Origin of the sequence: Salinispora pacifica DSM 45544, from assembly GCF_000378845.1 — a bacterium.
Taxonomy (GTDB): Bacteria; Actinomycetota; Actinomycetes; order Mycobacteriales; family Micromonosporaceae; genus Micromonospora; species Micromonospora pacifica.
In genome coordinates this window covers 1,875,243-1,892,236 of the sequence record NZ_KB905359.1, presented here as the reverse complement: position 1 = coordinate 1,892,236, position 16,994 = coordinate 1,875,243, and the positions used below count along the sequence as shown (strand labels likewise).

General features: G+C 72.3%; 16 protein-coding genes. 10 read left to right on the top strand and 6 right to left on the bottom strand.

What is annotated here, in order from left to right; genetic code table 11:
* Positions 1-18 precede the first annotated feature (18 nt).
* Together SALPAC3_RS0108555 and SALPAC3_RS0108550 are read right to left on the bottom strand one after the other, a co-directional pair.
* Complete coding sequence (locus tag SALPAC3_RS0108555; protein ID WP_018220825.1) at positions 19-1,053, bottom strand: sensor histidine kinase; 1,035 nt, start codon at positions 1,051-1,053, stop codon at positions 19-21.
* A complete protein-coding gene (locus SALPAC3_RS0108550) occupies positions 1,046-1,738 on the bottom strand; it encodes a response regulator transcription factor (protein WP_018220824.1) in 693 nt (230 codons plus the stop codon). The genes SALPAC3_RS0108555 and SALPAC3_RS0108550 overlap by 8 nt, the downstream gene beginning before the upstream one ends.
* Before the next feature lie 158 nt (positions 1,739-1,896).
* Here SALPAC3_RS0108550 and SALPAC3_RS0108545 point away from each other — a divergent pair, with 158 nt between their 5' ends.
* Positions 1,897-2,559 carry a GNAT family N-acetyltransferase gene (locus tag SALPAC3_RS0108545; RefSeq protein ID WP_018220823.1) on the top strand — a complete coding sequence of 221 codons (663 nt, stop codon included), beginning with the start codon at positions 1,897-1,899 and terminating at the stop codon, positions 2,557-2,559.
* Positions 2,560-2,844: 285 nt separating this feature from the next.
* Here SALPAC3_RS0108545 and SALPAC3_RS0108540 read toward each other — a convergent pair whose 3' ends face one another.
* A complete protein-coding gene (locus SALPAC3_RS0108540) occupies positions 2,845-4,299 on the bottom strand; it encodes a glycoside hydrolase family 3 N-terminal domain-containing protein (protein ID WP_018220822.1) in 1,455 nt (484 codons plus the stop codon).
* Between the two features lie 118 nt (positions 4,300-4,417).
* Between SALPAC3_RS0108540 and SALPAC3_RS0108535 the strand changes: the two genes are divergently transcribed.
* From SALPAC3_RS0108535 to SALPAC3_RS0108525, 3 genes are all read left to right on the top strand, one after another.
* Positions 4,418-5,593, top strand: a complete 1,176-nt coding sequence (locus SALPAC3_RS0108535; protein ID WP_026185362.1) for an ROK family transcriptional regulator — start codon at positions 4,418-4,420, stop codon at positions 5,591-5,593.
* A 79-nt stretch (positions 5,594-5,672) separates the two neighbouring features.
* Positions 5,673-6,548: an ABC transporter ATP-binding protein gene (locus SALPAC3_RS0108530; RefSeq protein ID WP_018220820.1), complete on the top strand. Its 876-nt coding sequence runs from the start codon at positions 5,673-5,675 to the stop codon at positions 6,546-6,548.
* Between the two features lie 77 nt (positions 6,549-6,625).
* Positions 6,626-7,522, top strand: a complete 897-nt coding sequence (locus SALPAC3_RS0108525; protein WP_018220819.1) for a ribokinase — start codon at positions 6,626-6,628, stop codon at positions 7,520-7,522.
* 64 nt (positions 7,523-7,586) lie between these two features.
* Here SALPAC3_RS0108525 and SALPAC3_RS0108520 read toward each other — a convergent pair whose 3' ends face one another.
* Positions 7,587-8,066, bottom strand: coding sequence for a DUF6232 family protein (locus SALPAC3_RS0108520; protein ID WP_026185361.1), 480 nt, complete (start codon positions 8,064-8,066; stop codon positions 7,587-7,589).
* Positions 8,067-8,125: 59 nt separating this feature from the next.
* Complete coding sequence (locus SALPAC3_RS0108515) at positions 8,126-8,659, bottom strand: DUF6232 family protein (protein ID WP_026185360.1); 534 nt, start codon at positions 8,657-8,659, stop codon at positions 8,126-8,128.
* A 97-nt stretch (positions 8,660-8,756) separates the two neighbouring features.
* On the opposite strand from SALPAC3_RS0108515, the gene SALPAC3_RS0108510 reads away from it, so the two are divergent.
* Together SALPAC3_RS0108510 and SALPAC3_RS0108505 are read left to right on the top strand one after the other, a co-directional pair.
* Complete coding sequence (locus SALPAC3_RS0108510) at positions 8,757-9,530, top strand: enoyl-CoA hydratase/isomerase family protein (protein ID WP_018220816.1); 774 nt, start codon at positions 8,757-8,759, stop codon at positions 9,528-9,530.
* A 72-nt stretch (positions 9,531-9,602) separates the two neighbouring features.
* Positions 9,603-11,225 (top strand): acetolactate synthase, encoded by a 1,623-nt coding sequence (locus SALPAC3_RS0108505; protein WP_018220815.1) that lies wholly within the window; start codon positions 9,603-9,605, stop codon positions 11,223-11,225.
* Positions 11,226-11,231: 6 nt separating this feature from the next.
* On the opposite strand, the gene SALPAC3_RS0108500 is transcribed toward SALPAC3_RS0108505, so the two are convergent.
* Positions 11,232-11,639: a PLD nuclease N-terminal domain-containing protein gene (locus SALPAC3_RS0108500; RefSeq protein ID WP_018220814.1), complete on the bottom strand. Its 408-nt coding sequence runs from the start codon at positions 11,637-11,639 to the stop codon at positions 11,232-11,234.
* 64 nt (positions 11,640-11,703) lie between these two features.
* On the opposite strand from SALPAC3_RS0108500, the gene SALPAC3_RS0108495 reads away from it, so the two are divergent.
* From SALPAC3_RS0108495 to SALPAC3_RS0108480, 4 genes are all read left to right on the top strand, one after another.
* Positions 11,704-12,117 (top strand): hypothetical protein, encoded by a 414-nt coding sequence (locus tag SALPAC3_RS0108495; protein ID WP_018220813.1) that lies wholly within the window; start codon positions 11,704-11,706, stop codon positions 12,115-12,117.
* 180 nt (positions 12,118-12,297) lie between these two features.
* A complete protein-coding gene (locus SALPAC3_RS0108490) occupies positions 12,298-13,077 on the top strand; it encodes an electron transfer flavoprotein subunit beta/FixA family protein (protein ID WP_018220812.1) in 780 nt (259 codons plus the stop codon).
* A gap of 14 nt (positions 13,078-13,091) precedes the next feature.
* A complete protein-coding gene (locus SALPAC3_RS0108485; RefSeq protein WP_018220811.1) occupies positions 13,092-14,051 on the top strand; it encodes an electron transfer flavoprotein subunit alpha/FixB family protein in 960 nt (319 codons plus the stop codon).
* A gap of 151 nt (positions 14,052-14,202) precedes the next feature.
* Positions 14,203-16,911, top strand: coding sequence for an HAD-IC family P-type ATPase (locus tag SALPAC3_RS0108480; RefSeq protein ID WP_018220810.1), 2,709 nt, complete (start codon positions 14,203-14,205; stop codon positions 16,909-16,911).
* Positions 16,912-16,994 lie beyond the last annotated feature (83 nt).

The following is a 16,994-nucleotide window of genomic DNA, read 5'->3' as shown; positions in this document are numbered from 1 at the left end:
ACGGTAACAGTCGATTTGCTAGGCGGTTCCCGGCAGGGGCAGCCGGACCTCGAACCGACACCCACCGGTGGTGTTGCGGACCTGCACCCGGCCGCCGTGCGCCTCGACCAACCCTCGTACGATCGCCAGCCCCAGTCCTCCGGAGCTGGCCAACTCCCCGGTGCTGGGGCGGCAGGGGGTGCGGGCTCGCTCGCCGCGGAAGGCGACCTCAAAGACGCGGGGTAGATCCGCCTCGGGGATGCCGCCGCAGGTGTCCGCGACCGCCAACCAGGCGCAGTTGGCCTCCGTCCCGGCCTCGACCCGGACGGTCCCCTCCGAGGGGGTGTAGCGGACGGCGTTGAGGAGGAGGTTCCCCACTACCCGGGCCAGCTCGGGCTCACTGGCCAGTACGGTCGGCCAGCCCGAGTCGGGTGCCAGCAGCCGGATTCGGCAGGCGGCTGCCAGCGGTGCGGTGCTGGCGACGGCGTCCGACACGACATCGCCCAGGGGCACCGCCGACAGGGTCAGGCGCAGGGCGCCGGCGTTGATCCGGGAGAGCTCGAAGAGGTCGTCGACCAGCCGGGTCATCCGATCGGTCTCCACCCGGATCCGGCGGTGGTACTCGCTCACCGTCGCGGGATCGTCGACCACCCGGTCCTCCAGCGCCTCAGCCATCGCGCGCAACCCGGCCAGTGGGGTTCGCAGGTCGTGCGACACCCAGGCGACGAGGTCCCGCCGACCCTGTTCGATCTGGCGTTCCCGCTGCCGGGCCTGGTCCGCCCAGACCGCGGCGGCGGCCAGGCGGCGCCCGAAGAGCCAGCCGACCGTGAGAACCACCAGGGCCGCCGCCGCCACCGTGATCAGCACCACGTTCCGGTCGTGCGGGGAGAGGAACATCTGGTCGGCGACCATGGCCACCGCGGCCACCATCGCGGTCACCGCTATGACCAGCAGGGTGACGATGTGTACCGTCACCGAGCGTCCGCGCAGCAGGCGCAGGGCGAGTGCGCCGAACGCGCCGACACCAAGCGCCGGACCGAGCGCGAACGCGAAGATCAGCGCCAGTTCACCCATCGGTCGGCTCGTATCGGTAGCCGATGCCCCAGACCGTCACGATCCGCCGGGGGTTCGCGGGATCGGCCTCCACCTTCTCCCGTAGCCGGCGAACATGCACGGTCACCGTTGACTGGTCACCGAAGTTCCAGCCCCACACCCGCTCCAGCAACTCCGCCCGGCCCACCGCCCGGGCGGGGTGTCGCATCAGGTAGGCCAGCAGGTCGAACTCGCGCACGGTGAGGGTCAGTTCGTGGCCGTGCAGCCGGGCCACCCGGGGGCCGGTCTCGACCACGAGCGCGTCGTCGCGGAGCACGGTGGCTGGTGCCGTCCGAGGCTCACCGCTGCGCCGCAGCACCGACCCGACCCGCAGGACCAACTCCCGGGGCGAGAACGGCTTGCCGAGGTAGTCATCCGCCCCAAGCTGGAGGCCGAGGACGCGGTCCGCCTCGTCGCCGCGCGCGGTGAGCATGATGATGGGCACCCCGTCCGGCTTGGCGCGCAACCGCCGGCATACCTCCAGGCCGTCGAGCCCGGGCAGCATCAGATCCAGCACGACCAGGTCCGGCGGTTCGGCGGCGACCGCGGCGAGCGCCGAATCGCCGTCGCCGACATGCCGCACCTGGTAGCCGGCGTGTACCAGGTAGCGACAGACCACGTCACTGACTGTTCGGTCGTCGTCAACGACCAGTACCCGTTGCGTCACCGGGCCTCCCTCGTCGTTGCCCAGCCTAGCCGCGATGATCAGCTTAAGATCTTGCGAGGCGGTTACGGCCGTCGTCGGCGGCGGTGGCCCGCGACCCGTGGGTCCGCCCCCTGGGCGGGGTGTACGACGTCGCGACGAGCGGACCTCGGAGGAGGGCGATGGACAGCCGGCGGCTTCACCTGCACCTGACCACCTGGCTGGGGCAGTGGCCGGCTGGCCCGGGTCGGCATGTGGTCGCCGCTCGGCGTCGGGCCGAACCCGCCTGGGACGGGCGGCTCCGGCCGGCGATCGCCGTCTCCGCCGGGGAGCACCAGGTGCTCTCCGTGGCGCCGGCACGGGTCGCAGCCGTCCGGGAGCTGGCCCGGGGCTCGTCCCGGCGGCTCCTCGCTGGCCTGCCGGCGGCTGTCGGGCACCCCGACTGGGTGGTGCACGACGACGTGTTTCGGTGGACCGAGGACCCCGCACCGCTGCCGGAGGTCGGTGAGTGGATCCCGCCGACCTCGCCCGGCCTGCCGTCCTGGCTCCGACTGTTCGACCGGCCGGTGCTGGTGGTGCGCGACGACCGCGGCGAGTACCAGGCCGGGGTCGGCGTCAAGTGGCATGACGCGTACGGCCGGGAGTTGGCGGTGGGCACCGTCCCGGCAGCCCGGGGGCGGGGGCTGGCCCGTCGGCTGGTCGCCCAGGCGGCGCGCCGGGTCCTTGCCGAGGGGGCGGTGCCGACGTACCTGCACAGTCGGCAGAACACGGCGTCGGCCCGGGTGGCCGAGGCGGCCGGCTTCCCCGACCGGGGCTGGCTGTCGTTCGGGGTCTACCCGGGCTGAATTCGAGCGCGACCCGCACCAGGGCAGAGGTGAGGTGGCGGCCGGCGCGTGCCGCCGGGAGTGGGTAGGGCGCGGACCGGAGCTCCCGGGCCGGAGCCCCGGTCCGCGTCCTTCCCCCCAGGCCCCGCTGGCCGCCCGGGGCGGATCGCCGGATGCAGTTGTGACGCTACGTATTTAGCGGCGGGTAGGCAAGGGGTGATAGGAGGTGTCGGTGTGTCGAAAACTGGACTCTGACCTGCGCTAAGAGGCTGTGTGGCCGGCTGACGTCGCCGGTAACGGAGCGTACTAGGTATGTCCGGTGGTCAGCCCGAGGCGTTCGGCGGCGGCGCGGCCGTTGGCGTGGCTGGCGCCGTACGTGGTGACGAAGGCGTCGACTCCGGGCGGCCGCCACAACCCGGGCCAGCCCATCTCGACCACCACCACCGGGTGCTGGGCGGCGAGCGCCGCCACCAGGTCGGCGGCGCCGGGGAGCAGGTGTAGCCGCCGGCCGACCAGGACGATCGTCCGCTCGCCGGCGATCCGGCGCAGGGTCGCCGGGTCCGTGCCGGTGGCGACCACCCGCAGCTGCTCGACGCCGCTGAGGTGTGGGCCGAGTCCCCACGGCACCCGTGCCTCGGCGACTGTCCGGCTGGCCTGCAGCTGCACCACCAGGGGACGGCCGAGCCCGGTCAACGTGCCCTCCACCCGGACGGCCCGGCGGGCGGCGGCGTACCCGAGCTGGGCGGGCAGGGGGCTGGCGGCGCCGGTGGTCCGGGTCCGGGCGGCGAGTTCGGCGGTACGGCCGGCCGCCTCCTCGACCCGCGCCCGCTCCAGCCGGCCGTCGGTGAGCGCCGTCCCGATCTCGCCGGCGACCTGCTCGACCAGGCCAGCATCGACCCGCGCGCCGAGGCAGAGCAGGTCCGCCCCGGCGGCAAGCGCCGCGACCGCGGCCGGGCCGACCCCGCCGGTGGCCAACATGGCGCCCCTCATCTCGAGGGCGTCGGTGACGACCGCCCCGGTGAAGCCGTACTCGTGGCGTAGTAGCCCAACCAGGGCTGCCCGGCTGAAGGTGGCCGGGCCAGCCCCGGTCAGGGCCGGGATCCGGATGTGCGCCGTCATCACCGCCCGGGTGCCGGCGTCGACCACCGCCGCGAACGGCGGTAGGTCCCGCTGGCGGAGGAGCGCCAGGGGGACGTCGACCGTGGGCAGTTCGTGGTGGGAGTCGGCGACTGTGGCGCCGTGGCCGGGGAAGTGTTTGGCGCAGGCGGCGACGCCGGCGTGTTGCAGGCCGGCCACCGCGGCGGCGGCGTGCGCGGCCACCTGATCCGGGTCGCGACCGAAGGAGCGGGTGCCGATCACCGGGTTCTCGTCGGCGCTGTTGACATCAACGGCCGGGGCCAGGTTGACGGTGATGCCGAGGGCGGCCAACTCCGCCCCGATGGCCTCGTGGACACGTCGGGTCAGCGCCACGTCGCCGATCGCGCCGAGCGCGGCGTTGCCGGGGTACGGGCTTCCGGTCGCGTGCGCGAGGCGAGTGATGTCTCCGCCCTCCTCGTCGATCGCGATCAGAACGTCGGACCGGGCGGTGCGGAGCGCGGCGGTGCTGGCCGCCACCTGTTCGGGGTTGGGTACGTTGGTGCCGAAGAGCGTGTGTCCGGCGAGGCCGTCGCCGACCAGATCAATGGCCCACTGTGGTGGTACCGGGCCCGGGTACGCGGCGAGCAGCGTGCCCAGCGCGAGGCGGCGAATTCCTGGATCCATCTACTCCCCTATCTCGCTGTCGGTACGACCAGTTACCCGCTCGCTCAGTGGTCGTTACGCTACGGTTACCTCTTTCGTCGTTGCGTGTGGCTGGTTTTATGAATCCTCGAGGACTGGCATGACTATGACCCGGCTCCCCGGCACTCCTCGCCTGTTGCGGGCGCTCAACGACCGCGCGGCGCTGGAGCTGCTACTGGAGCAGGGCCCGCTGACCCGGGCGCGGCTGGGCGAGCTGACCGGTCTGTCCAAGGTCACCGCCTCCCAGCTGGTCGAGCGCCTGGAGGAACGAGGGCTGGTCACCCGGGTTGGTGAGCAGGTGGGCGGGCGGGGTCCGAACGCCCAGCTCTATGCCGTCCGCCCGGGAAGCGCCCACGTGGTCGGGGTCGATTTCGGCGCCGAACAGGTGGTCGCCGCCTGCGCGGACATCACCGGGACGGTGGTCGGCCGCTCCGAGCAGGCAACTGGCGACATTGAGGACCCGGCCAGCCTGGTGCACAGCGCCGTCGTCGAAGCCGCGAGCAGCGCCGGGGCGCCCCTGGCGACCGTACGCCGGGTCGTCCTGGGCGCCCCTGGTCTGGTGGATCCGGCCAGTGGTGACATCACCTTCGCGTTCAACCTGCCGCGGTGGCACGCCGGCCTGCTCGGTGAGCTCCGGGAGGACCTGGGCATCCCCCTGGTCTTCGAGAACGACGTCAACCTGGCGGCGATGGCGGAGGCGCGGTCGGGAGCGGCGCAGGGCGTAGCCGACTTCGTCCTGGCCTGGGTGGACGCCGGTATCGGCCTGGCGATCATGATCGGCGGGCGGCTGCACCACGGCAGCACCGGCGCTGCCGGAGAGATCGGCTGGCTGCCGGTGCCCGGGGTGCCGATCCCGCGTGCCGCTGCCCTTCGGACGAAGCCCGCTTTCCAGCAGCTCGTCGGCGCGGAGGCGGTTCGCGCGCTCGCCCGGGAGCACGGGTACCCCGACGCCACCGCGGCCGGCGGGGTCGCTGCGGCGGCCGCCGACGGCGCGGCGGGTGCTCCGATGCTGGACGAGCTGGCCCGTCGGCTCGCGCTCGGCGTGACGAGCACCTGTGTGGTGTTGGATCCGCCGCTGGTGGTCCTGGCTGGTGCGGTCGGCGGGGCCGGCGGGGCGGCGTTGGCCGAACGAGTGCAGCGAGAGGTGGCGGCGATCGCGCTGGTTCGGCCGCGGGTGGTGCCGACCGGGCTGACCGAGGAGCCGATTCTGCGCGGCGCGCTGCACACCGCCCTGGCGGCGGTCCGGGACGAGGTGTTCGGCTCCACGACGAGCTGACCGGCGGGGACGGTGTGATGGTGCGTCGCCGCTCCGCCGGGCGACCGCGCCTCGCTCCGGTGGCTCTTCGGGGGCTCGGGTGTGGCTGACCGGTGCGTGGTTGGATGGAGTCGTGACTGGTGCCCTGATCCCCGGCCCCGCCGGTGCCGCCCCCGCCCCCGCCGCCGTGGACGCGGATCTGGTGGTCAGCCTGGACGGCGTGACCGTGCGTCGCGCTGGTGCGGCCCTGCTGCACGACATGGACTGGCAGGTCGAGTTGGACGAGCGCTGGGTTGTGCTCGGTCCCAACGGTGCCGGCAAGACCACGCTGCTCAACCTGGCCGGTGGTCGACTGCACCCGACCGCCGGGCTTGCCCACGTGTTGGGCGAGCAGCTTGGCCGGACCGACCTGACCGAGCTGCGGACGCGGATCGGGCTCTCCACCGCGGCCCTCGCCGAGCGGATCCCCACCGAGGAGCGGGTCGTGGACGTGGTGGTGACCGCGTCCTGGTCCGTGGTGGGCCGCTGGCGGGAGGAGTACGACCGCGGCGACGAGATCCGGGCCCGAGCCCTGCTCGGCCAGCTTGGCGTCGGAGATCTCGCCGACCGCCGGTACGGCACCCTCTCCGAGGGGGAACGGAAGCGGGTACAGATCGCCCGGGCCCTGATGACCGATCCGGAGCTGTTGCTGCTCGACGAGCCCGCCGCCGGGCTTGACCTGGGGGGCCGCGAAGAGCTGGTGGCCCGGCTCGCGGAGCTGGCGGCGGACCCGGATGCCCCGGCGTTGGTGCTGGTCACCCACCATGTGGAGGAGATCCCGCCCGGCTTCACCCACGCGCTGCTGCTGCGCGACGGGAACGTGATGGCGCAGGGCCTGCTGACCGATGTCCTCACCGGGGACAATCTCAGCAAGACGTTCGGGCTGTCCCTGGTGGTGGAGCGGCACGGCGACCGCTACACCGCCCGTGCCGGTTGAGGCACGGCCCGGCCCACGTCGGGCCCTGACCGGGAAGGGATTCCGTAGCCCCCAATCCGCACAACCGGAGGTGCGCGATGCCACAGACCCGGGTGGTCGTACTGGGCAGCGCCAACATGGACCTCGTGGCGACCGCTGCGACGCTGCCTCGACCGGGGGAGACGCTACTCGGCGCGGACTTCGTCATGGTGCCGGGCGGCAAGGGCGCCAACCAGGCCATCGCGGCCGCCCGGGCTGGCGCGGCCTGTACGTTCCTCGGTGCCATCGGCTCCGACGCCTTCGGCGTCACCCTGCGCGCCCGCATCACCGCGGCCGGAGTGGACACCAGCCAGCTGCGGGTCGCGTACGGAGCCTCCGGGGTCGCCCTGGTGATGGTGAACGCCGAGGGGGAGAACGCCATTGTGGTCAGTCCCGGCGCCAACGCCACGATGACCGGGTTGACCGATCCGGAGCTGACCGCCATCCGCCAGGCGGATGTGCTGGTCGCCCAGTTGGAGATCCCGGTGGAGACCGTCACCGAGGCGGCGGTGGCGGCGCGTGCCGCCGGTACCCGCGTGGTGCTCAACGCCGCGCCGGCCCGGACCGTACCGCCGGAGCTCTTCGCCGCCACCGACGTCCTGGTGGTCAACGAGAGCGAGGCGCAGACGTTCACCGGTCACGGTCGGGACAAGCCGGCGGCCCTACTGGAGTTGACCCCTCGGGCGGTGCTCACCCTCGGTGTCTCCGGCGCCTGGTACGGCGACCGGGAGGGCGGCCGGGCGTGCGTCCCGGCGGTGCCGGTCGAGACTGTTGACTCGACGGCGGCCGGCGACGCGTTCTCGGCCGCGCTCGCGGTCGGCTGGGGGGAGGGGCGCGACCTGGTGGACGCGGTGCGGTGGGCGGCGGGCGCCGGCGCGGCGTGTGTTCGGCGGCTCGGCGCTTCGGTGGCGTTGCCCCGCCGGGACGAGATCGACGAGCTGTACCGGCTGAGCTGACTCTCCCGCACCGCACGCGCGGGCGGGTGGTGGCCGTGACGGCGGGATGTTCTGGCCGGCCGAGTCACCGGTCGTAGGTCTGCTGTTCGACGGCGCGCTGCACGGCGCGGTAGATCTGGCCGAACCGGAGCGCGTCCGGCGTGCGCAGGAGCAGTAGCTCGCGGCCCTGTGCCTGCACCCACAGTTCGTGCACCCGGTTTCCCCGCTCGTAGGAGCGGTCCAGCCAGCTGAGCGGGAGCTCCAGGAAGGGTGCCACGGCCAACGCGAGCAGCAGGCACCCGGCGAGAGTGAGCAGCACCGGCAGCCACCCTCGCTCCGGCGCCGACCAGACCAGCGAGAGTGCACAGAGCACCGCCGCCAGCGGCGGCAGCGACAACAGCAGAACCAGGACACCGCGGCTGAGCAGCCGCCCGCGGACGGCGAGGGTGGTTCGCCCCTTCGCGTGCCAGACGTACCTGATCTCGGCTATCGGTACCCGGAGCCCACCCGACCGGATCGCCTCGGAGGTCACCTGCACCGCGTCGTCCCGGTAATAGAGGGTCATCATTAACCCTAACCGGGGTTGGTCGGTGTGGGTCGGCCCGCTCGGGCCGGTGCCGGCCCCTACTTCGGCACCGGGCCGCTCCGGCTGCTGGCGCGGGAGTGGGCCGGTCTCGCCGCCGGGTGCGCTGGTTGGGGAGCCGGCTGGCTGGCTTCGATGGCGCGCTGCAGGGCTCGGTAGATCTGCCCGAACCGCACCGCGTCCGCGGTCGCCAACAGCAGCATTGGCCGGCCCTGCCAACGGATCCAGATCTCCAGCCGGCGGCTGCCCCGGGCGTATGAGCGATCCAGATGTTCGAAGAGGAAGTCGGCGACCGGCCCGACCGCGAGCCCGACCAGCACCGAGGTGCCGATGATGGCGATGGTGACGGTGGGGGAGTGGCTGAGCCAGAGCGCGAGCGCGATGCCCGCCACCGCGGCGACCAGCGGACCGGCCAGGGCGGCGCCGATCGCGCCGCGGCCGACCAGCACGCGCCAGGAGCGGCTGCCGCGGTGGTGCCACACGGCGCTGATCTCGGCCAGCGGGAAGGTCTGGTCCAGCACCTGGACAGCCCTGGATGTTACTTGTATCGATTTATCGTGGTAGTGCGTGACCATTTCCGAACTCCCGGCTACGGGGCTGGCGCCAGACTACGGCCCCGGCGGCCGGGCCGTAAGGTTGGCACGCTACTTCGACGAGGAAGTGAGGGACGGCGTGGGCGAGTTCGTGCGGCTGGAGATCAAGGACGGCATCGGCACCATCCGATTGGAGCGGCCGCCGATGAATGCGCTGAACACCCAGGTGCAGGAGGAGCTGCGCGCCGCGGCGACCGAGGCGGGTGGCGACCCGGCCGTCCGCGCGGTCATCGTGTACGGCGGGGACCGGGTCTTCGCCGCCGGGGCGGACATCAAGGAGATGGCCGAGATGTCCTACGTGGACATGTCCGAGCGGGCGGTCGCGCTCTCCGGTGCGCTGGGGGCGATCGCCCAGATTCCCAAGCCGGTGGTCGCCGCGATCACCGGGTACGCCCTCGGCGGGGGCTGCGAGCTGGCCCTCGCCTGCGACTGGCGGGTGGTCGCCGAGGACGCCAAGCTCGGCCAGCCAGAGATCAAACTCGGCGTCATTCCCGGCGCCGGCGGCACCCAGCGGCTGGCCCGCCTGGTCGGCCCGGCCCGCGCCAAGGATCTGATCATGTCGGGCCGGATGGTGGACGCGCCGGAGGCGCACCGGATCGGGCTGGCCGACCGGGTGGTCCCCGCCGCCGAGGTCTACCCCGCCGCGGTGGCCCTGGTGCAGCCGTACCTGACCGGGCCGGTGCAGGCCCTCCGCGCGGCGAAGCTGGCGGTCGACGGCGGTCTGGAGATGGATCTGACCTCCGGCCTGGCCTGGGAGAGCCAGCTCTTCGCGGCGCTGTTCGCCACCGACGACCGGCGGGAGGGCATGGCGGCCTTCGTGGAGAAGCGCAAGCCGGACTTCACCGGACGCTGATCCGGGGCGTTCCCTTTCTGGCTACCGCTGGGTAGCGTATGCCCGGATCTTCCGTGGTCAGGGGAGCTGGTCATGTCGGAGCGGATCGAGGGGCACGGCGGGGCGCTCGCGCTGGCGGCGCTGCGGGCACACGGGGTGCGGGAGATGTTCACCCTCTCCGGAGGGCACGTCTTCCCGCTCTACGACGCCGCGCACCAGCTCGGGTTTCCGATCTATGACGTCCGGCACGAGCAGTCGGCGGTCTTCGCGGCCGAGGCGGTCGCAAAGCTGCAGCGCCGCCCCGGCCTCGCCGTACTGACCGCCGGACCGGGCGTCACCAACGGCATCTCCGGGTTGACCAGCTCCTTCTTCAATGCGTCACCGATCCTGGTGCTCGGTGGGCGAGCACCACAGTTTCGGTGGGGCGCGGGCAGTCTCCAGGAGCTGGATCACCTGCCGTTGGTTGCCCCGGTGACCAAGCACGCCGAGACGGTGTTGCGCCCCGAGGACATCCCCCGCGCGGTGGGTGCCGCGTTGACCACGGCGCTCACCCCGCATCGCGGCCCGGTCTTTGTGGACCTCCCCCTGGAGGTGGCCTTCTCGGTGGCCGATGCCGACCTGCCGGCCGTCGCTCCGATCGCCCCGATCGAGGCGGACCCGGCGGAGGTGGCGAAGGCCGCCGACCTGATCGCCCGGGGTCAGCGACCCGTGCTCATCGCCGGCTCCGACGTCTACGCCGGCGATGCCGTTGCCGCGCTGCGCGCGGCGGCCGAGGCCCTCACGGTGCCGGTCTTCACCAACGGCATGGGCCGGGGCGCGCTGCCGCCGGAGCACCCGCTCGCCTTCGCCAAGTCCCGCCGGGTGGCGTTGCAGCAGGCCGACGTGGTGGTGGTCGTCGGCACGCCGCTGGACTTCCGGCTCAACTTCGGCGACTTCGGCGCCGCGGCGGTGGTGCATGTCGTGGACGCGCCGGGTCAGCGTGCCGGGCACCGCCAGCCGGCGGCCGCACCCGCCGGCGACCTGCGACTGATCCTGTCCGCCTTCGCCGACCACCCCGGCGCCCGCAGCGACCACACGGAGTGGGTCGCCGAGTTGCGGGCCGCCGAGGACGCCGCCCGCACCCGCGACGCCGCGGAGATGGCCGCGGAGACCGACCCGATCCGGCCCGCCCGGGTCTACGGCGAACTGCGCCGCGTGCTGGCCCGAGACGCGATCACCATTGGCGACGGCGGCGACTTCGTCTCGTACGCGGGGCGGTACCTGGAGCCCGCCCAGCCCGGCACCTGGCTCGACCCCGGTCCGTACGGCTGCCTCGGCACCGGGATGGGCTACGCCATGGGCGCGCGGGTCACCCATCCGGACCGGCAGATCTGCGTACTGATGGGGGACGGCGCGGCCGGCTTCTCCCTGCTGGATGTGGAGTCGTTGGTTCGGCAGCGGTTGCCGGTGGTGATCGTCGTCGGCAACAACGGCATCTGGGGGCTGGAGAAGCATCCGATGCGGGCGCTGTACGGCTACGACGTGGCCGCCGACCTCCAGCCGGAGCTCCGTTACGACCAGGTGGTCCAGGCGTTGGGCGGTGCGGGCGAGACCGTGACGAGCGCCACCGACCTGGGGGCTGCGCTGCGGCGGGCCTTCGCGGCCGGCGTGCCGTATCTGGTCAACGTGGTTACCGACCCGGCTGACGCGTACCCCCGGTCGTCGAATCTCGCCTGAGACGGGTCAGGCGTCGGGTCGCTTCTGCTCACCGTCCCGGCGGCGCAGATCGTCCTCCCGGCGGCGCAGGTCCTCCTCCCAGCGGCGGAAGAGCTCCCGGTCGGCCTGGCTCTGGGTGCGTTCCTCAACCGAACGGAGAAACTCAGGGTCGTCGTCCGGGGCGACCGGGCGGCGCCGGCGCCCGGTGAGAGCGTTGCCGGCCGGCCGGCCGGCTCCGGGCTGACCGACTCTGGTCTCCCGGCCGGCGACGAACCAGGCGATCGAGCCGACCAGCGGGAAGAAGAGGATGACCAGCACCCAGGCGATCCGGGGCAAGGCGCGGATGTCGCCCTCCTCGGCCGAGAGACAGCTGATCAACGCGACGACGGCGAGGACGACCTGCGCGAGGAAGAGGAGAACGTACAGCCGAGCCATGACACCATCATGACGTACCCGTGGTTGTTGCCGCACCCCGCGGCGGGCGCGACATTTACACTCCGTGATCATGGAGCAGCGGTTGACGGCCGAGGAGCGGCTGACCCTCAAGACGGGCGCCTTCGGCGCGGTCGTCCTCGTGTCAAATGTGGAGCCCGGTGTGCTGGCGCTGGTTCGGGAGAGCTTCGCCGCCTCCGCCGCGCTGGCTGACTCCAGTGGGATGGTCAAGGCGGTGCTGACCAGTGGTCCCCTGCCTCGACTGCCGCGCGATTCGGAGCTCGAGATCGAGTCTGTGGTGCTGCCGGCGCTGACCCGGGCGGTGGCGATCCTGCGGGAGAAGTCGCCGCAGGACGTGCGGACCTACCAGGAGGTGGTGTTGGCCGCCGCCGACCAGGCGGCCGGGGCCCACCGGGGGGTCACCCCGCGGGAGACAGCGATGATCGAGCGCATTCGGGGTGCGCTGGTGGAGCCGGCCTGAGTCGCCCCGGTGAGCTGTGTCACCATACGGGCCCCGGAGGCGGAAGCTACTTGTGGGTAACATGGCGTCGTGGGCAACCGCACAGCGTCCGCGGTTGACCGCACGTTGAGTTACGCGGGAGGCTGCGCCCCATACCGGGCGAGCGAATCGCATCAACCACAGGAGGGTCGTCGAAGCGCGATGAATATCGTCGTACTCGTCAAGCAGGTGCCCGATTCGGGCGCGGACCGCAACCTGCGTACTGACGACAACACCGTCGACCGCGGTTCGGCGAACAACGTCATCAACGAGATGGACGAGTACGCCATCGAGGAGGCGTTGAAGATCAAGGAGGCGCACGGCGGCGAGGTCACCCTCCTGACCATGGGGCCCGACCAGGCGACCGAGTCGATCCGCAAGGCGCTCTCCATGGGGCCGGACAAGGCCGTACACGTCCTGGACGACGCCCTGGCCGGGTCCTGCGCGGTGACCACCGCCAAGGTGCTCAGCGCCGCGCTCGGGCAGCTGAACGCCGATCTGGTGCTCTGTGGTGCCGAGTCCACCGACGGCCGGGTCCAGGTCCTACCGCACATGATCGCCGAGCGGCTCGGCGTCGCCGCGCTGACCGGCGCCCGGAAGCTCACCGTCGACGGCGGCACGCTCACCATCGAGCGGCAGACCGAGGAGGGCTACGAGGTGATCACCGCCGAGACGCCCGCCGTGGTCTCCGTCTGGGACACCATCAACGAGCCGCGCTACCCCTCTTTCAAGGGCATCATGGCTGCCAAGAAGAAGCCGGTGCAGACCCTGCCCCTGGCCGACCTCGGTGTCGCCCCGGCCGAGGTGGGCCACGCCGGCGCGACCAGCGTCGTGCTGGAGCACAGCAAGCGCCCGCCGCGCTCCAGCGGCACGAAGGTCACCGACGAGGGCGCCGGCGGCACGCAGCTGGTCGAGTTCCTCGCCACCGAGAAGTTCGTGTGAGAGCAGGTCTGGACATGTCTGAGGTTCTCGTCGTCGTCGAAGCCACCCAGGAGTTCGGCGTCAAGAAGGTCACCCTGGAGATGCTCACCCTCGCCCGTGGCCTGGGTACGCCGAGCGCGGTCGTGCTCGGCGGCCCCGGCGCAGCCGAGGCGCTGAGCGCGAAGCTGGGTGAGTACGGGGCAGCGAAGATCTACGCCGCCGAGAGCGCGGAGATCGACGGCTACCTGGTCGCGCCCAAGGCCACCGTCCTGGCCGAGTTGGTTACGCGGGTGCAGCCCGCCGCCGTGCTGCTCGCCTCCGCCCAGGAGGGCAAGGAGATCGCCGCTCGGCTCGCGGTGAAGCTCGACAACGGCATCCTGACCGACGTGGTCGGGCTGGACGCCGACGGCACCGCGACGCAGGTCGTCTTCGCCGGCTCCACCATCGTGAAGTCCAAGGTCACCCGTGGCCTGCCGCTGGTCACCGTTCGGCCGAACTCGGTCACCCCGGAACCGGCCGCGGCCACCCCGGCCGTCGAGCAGCTCACCGTCTCGGTCCCGGCCGCCGACAAGCTCGCCCGGGTCGTCAACCGGGTCGCCGAGCAGAAGGGCAGCCGTCCGGAGCTGACCGAGGCGTCGGTCGTCGTCTCCGGCGGCCGTGGGGTCGGCACCGCCGACAACTTCAAGCTCGTCGAGGAGTTGGCGGACCTGCTCGGTGGCGCCGTCGGCGCATCCCGCGCCGCCGTCGACTCGGGCTACTACCCGCACCAGTTCCAGGTGGGTCAGACCGGCAAGACGGTCTCCCCGCAGCTCTACATCGCGCTCGGTATCTCCGGCGCGATCCAGCACCGGGCCGGCATGCAGACCTCAAAGACGATCATCGCGGTCAACAAGGACGGTGAGGCGCCGATCTTCGAACTCGCCGACTTCGGCGTGGTGGGCGACCTGTTCAAGGTCGTACCGCAGACCGCCGAGGAGATCCGCAAGCGCCGGTGAGCTGACTCGTCGTCCACGACCAGCGCCGGGAGCCCCACGGGGTTCCCGGCGCTGGTCGTATCGGCGTCCACGCACCGCCGCCCCGTCAACCTGCGAGGATGGCCTGCGTGCCCGTACGCACCCCGGCCGAGGCAGGGAACGAGGAGCGCGGATGCCGAGGACGCCCGACCGGGGTCACCACGCGTTGGCCCTGCCCGAGGTCGTGCTGCTGCTTGAGACCGACACCGAGCGCGGCCTGAGTGACGCGGCGGCGGCCGACCGCCGGGAGCGCTTCGGGGCCAACGTCCTGCCGGCCGCCCGTCGCGGCGGCCTGCTCCGCCGGCTGCTCCGCCAGTTCCAGAACCCCCTCGTGTACGTGTTGGTGGGTGCCGGCCTGGTCACGCTGCTGCTCGCCGAGTACGTCGACTCGGTCGTGATCTTCGGTGTGGTCCTGGTCAACGCCCTGGTCGGGTTCCTGCAGGAGTCCAGGGCGGAGGCCGCGCTGGACGCGTTGCGGTCGATGGTGCGGACCGAGACCCGGGTGGTCCGGGATGGCCAACCGCGGCGGGTGCCGTCGGCGGAGGTCGTCCCCGGGGACCTGGTGCTGGTCGAGGCGGGGGAGAAGGTCCCCGCTGACCTGCGCCTGGCCCGGGCCGACGAGGTCAGGGTCGATGAGTCGGCCCTGACCGGTGAGTCACAGCCCGTCCGCAAGGACGAGGTCGTCGTCCCGGACGGGACGCCGGTGGCCGATCGTCGGAACCTGCTCTACTCCGGAACGCTTGTCACCGGCGGCTCGGCGGCCGGTCTGGTCACGGCCACCGGTGCCGAGACGGAGCTGGGTCGGATTCATCGCCTGATCGGCAGCGCCCAGGTGCTGGACACCCCGCTCACGACCAAGCTGGCCCGATTCAGCCGGCTGCTCACCGTCGTGATCCTGGTGCTCGCCGGGGTGGCCTTCGGAGTCGGCATCCTCCGGGGGGAGAGCGGCAGTGAGATGTTCACCGCCGCCGTGGCGTTGGCGGTGGGGGCCATTCCCGAAGGGCTGCCGGCGGCGGTGACGATCACGCTGGCGATCGGGGTGGGGCGGATGGCCCGCCGGCGAGCGGTGATCCGGCGACTGCCGGCGGTGGAGACGCTGGGCAGCACGACGGTGATCTGTACGGACAAGACCGGCACCCTGACCGAAAACCAGATGACGGTACGGGCGCTCTGGACAGTCGCCGGCCGGTATGAGGTCACCGGCAGCGGATACCGGCCAGCCGGTGAGCTCCGGGGGCCCGACGGCGAGGCCGCCCGGATCTCTGATGCCGGGGCGCTGCGCTGGTCGCTGCTCGCCGGGGTGGCCTGCAACGACGCTCGGCTGGTCGAGCGGGACGAGGAGTACGTGGTGCTCGGCGACCCGACCGAGGGCGCGATGCTGGTGGTGGCGGCCAAGGGTGGCCTGTGGGCCGCGGCGGTGGCCGAGGAGTTGCCCCGGGTCGCGTCGATCCCGTTCACCTCGGAGCGGCGGTTCATGGCGACCCTGCACGAGGTTCGGGACGGCGGACGGGTGGTGCTGGTCAAGGGCGCGGTCGAGCGGCTGGTGGAGTGGAGCGTCGGGGCGCTGGACGAGCAGGGGCAACCGGTGCCACTGGACCGGGAGGAGGTGCTGGCCGCCGCCGGAGCGCTCGCCGGCGAGGGGCTGCGGGTGCTGGCCACGGCGCAGGTGCGGCTGGACGGCGCGGCCGAGTTGGCGGAGCAGGAGTTACCCGGCAGCCTGGTCTTCACCGGTCTGCACGCCATGCTTGATCCGCCCCGGGCCGCGGTCGCCGATGCGATCGCGGCCAGCCAGCGAGCCGGAATCTCGGTAAAGATGATCACCGGCGACCACCAGAGCACCGCGCGCGCCATCGCCGGTCGCCTCGGACTGCTGGCCGCGGAGCCGGGGCCCGGCGCGGTGCTCTCCGGCACCGACCTGGCGCGGCTCTCGCCCGCCGACAGCCCGGCGGCGGTGGACCGGGCGGCGGTCTTCGCCCGGGTGTCGCCGGAGCAGAAGCTGCGGCTGGTGGAGGCGTTGCAGGCCGATGGGCAGGTGGTGGCCATGACGGGGGACGGCGTGAACGACGCGCCGGCCCTGCGGCAGGCCGACATCGGGGTGGCGATGGGACGCAGCGGCACCGAGGTGGCGAAGGAGGCGTCGGACATCATCCTCACCGATGACGACTTCACCACGATCGAGGCGGCCGTCGAGGAGGGGCGGGGCGTCTTCGCCAACCTCACCAAGTTCATCACCTGGACCCTGCCCACCAACGCGGCCGAGGGCATGCTGGTCCTCGTCGCCATCGTGCTCGGCACCGCGTTGCCCATCCTGCCCAGCCAGATCCTCTGGATCAACATGACCTCGGCGGTGCTGCTCGGGCTGACGCTCGCGTTCGAGCCGAAGGAGGGCGGGACCATGTCCCGGCCGCCCCGGAATCCGGCCCAGCCGCTGCTGACCGGCGCTCTGGTGGTGCGGATTCTGCTCGTCTCCGCACTGGTCGTGGCCGGTGCCTGGTGGGTGTTCGAGTGGGAGCGCAGCGGCGGCGCGGAACTGGCGCAGGCTCGTACCGCGGCGGTGAACCTCGTCGTCGCGGTGCAGGTCTTCTATCTGTTCAGCTGCCGGTCGTTGCGCCACTCGGCGTGGCGGCTGGGGCTGTTCAGCAATCGCTGGCTGATCGGCGGGGTGCTGCTACAGGCCCTCGGCCAGGTGGCGCTCACCTACCTGCCGGTGTTGAACACGTTGTTCCGGACGGCGCCCATCGGTCCCGGAACGTGGCTGCGGATCCTGGGCGTCGCCCTCGTGGCCGGTGCCGTCGTGGCACTCGACAAGCGGTTCGGCTGGTTCGGCCGCCGGCTCGGCTGAGCCGAGCTGGCGTGCCCACGCGGTGCGACTCTTCCCTCGGGAAGCCCGCCGGCTTCCGGCTGACGCCGATTCGGTCGTTAGGC

Excerpts from the sequence above, each read along its gene's own strand:
- SALPAC3_RS0108545 (WP_018220823.1), top strand. The coding sequence starts at position 1,897 with ATGGACAGCCGGCGGCTTCACCTGCACCTGACCACCTGGCTGGGGCAG.
- SALPAC3_RS0108540 (WP_018220822.1), bottom strand. The coding sequence starts at position 4,299 with ATGGATCCAGGAATTCGCCGCCTCGCGCTGGGCACGCTGCTCGCCGCG.
- SALPAC3_RS0108485 (WP_018220811.1), top strand. The coding sequence starts at position 13,092 with ATGTCTGAGGTTCTCGTCGTCGTCGAAGCCACCCAGGAGTTCGGCGTC.
- SALPAC3_RS0108555 (WP_018220825.1), bottom strand. The coding sequence starts at position 1,053 with ATGGGTGAACTGGCGCTGATCTTCGCGTTCGCGCTCGGTCCGGCGCTT.
- SALPAC3_RS0108535 (WP_026185362.1), top strand. The coding sequence starts at position 4,418 with ATGACTATGACCCGGCTCCCCGGCACTCCTCGCCTGTTGCGGGCGCTC.
- SALPAC3_RS0108515 (WP_026185360.1), bottom strand. The coding sequence starts at position 8,659 with ATGGTCACGCACTACCACGATAAATCGATACAAGTAACATCCAGGGCT.
- SALPAC3_RS0108500 (WP_018220814.1), bottom strand. The coding sequence starts at position 11,639 with ATGGCTCGGCTGTACGTTCTCCTCTTCCTCGCGCAGGTCGTCCTCGCC.
- SALPAC3_RS0108480 (WP_018220810.1), top strand. The coding sequence starts at position 14,203 with ATGCCGAGGACGCCCGACCGGGGTCACCACGCGTTGGCCCTGCCCGAG.
- SALPAC3_RS0108520 (WP_026185361.1), bottom strand. The coding sequence starts at position 8,066 with ATGACCCTCTATTACCGGGACGACGCGGTGCAGGTGACCTCCGAGGCG.
- SALPAC3_RS0108505 (WP_018220815.1), top strand. The coding sequence starts at position 9,603 with ATGTCGGAGCGGATCGAGGGGCACGGCGGGGCGCTCGCGCTGGCGGCG.
- SALPAC3_RS0108490 (WP_018220812.1), top strand. The coding sequence starts at position 12,298 with ATGAATATCGTCGTACTCGTCAAGCAGGTGCCCGATTCGGGCGCGGAC.
- SALPAC3_RS0108525 (WP_018220819.1), top strand. The coding sequence starts at position 6,626 with ATGCCACAGACCCGGGTGGTCGTACTGGGCAGCGCCAACATGGACCTC.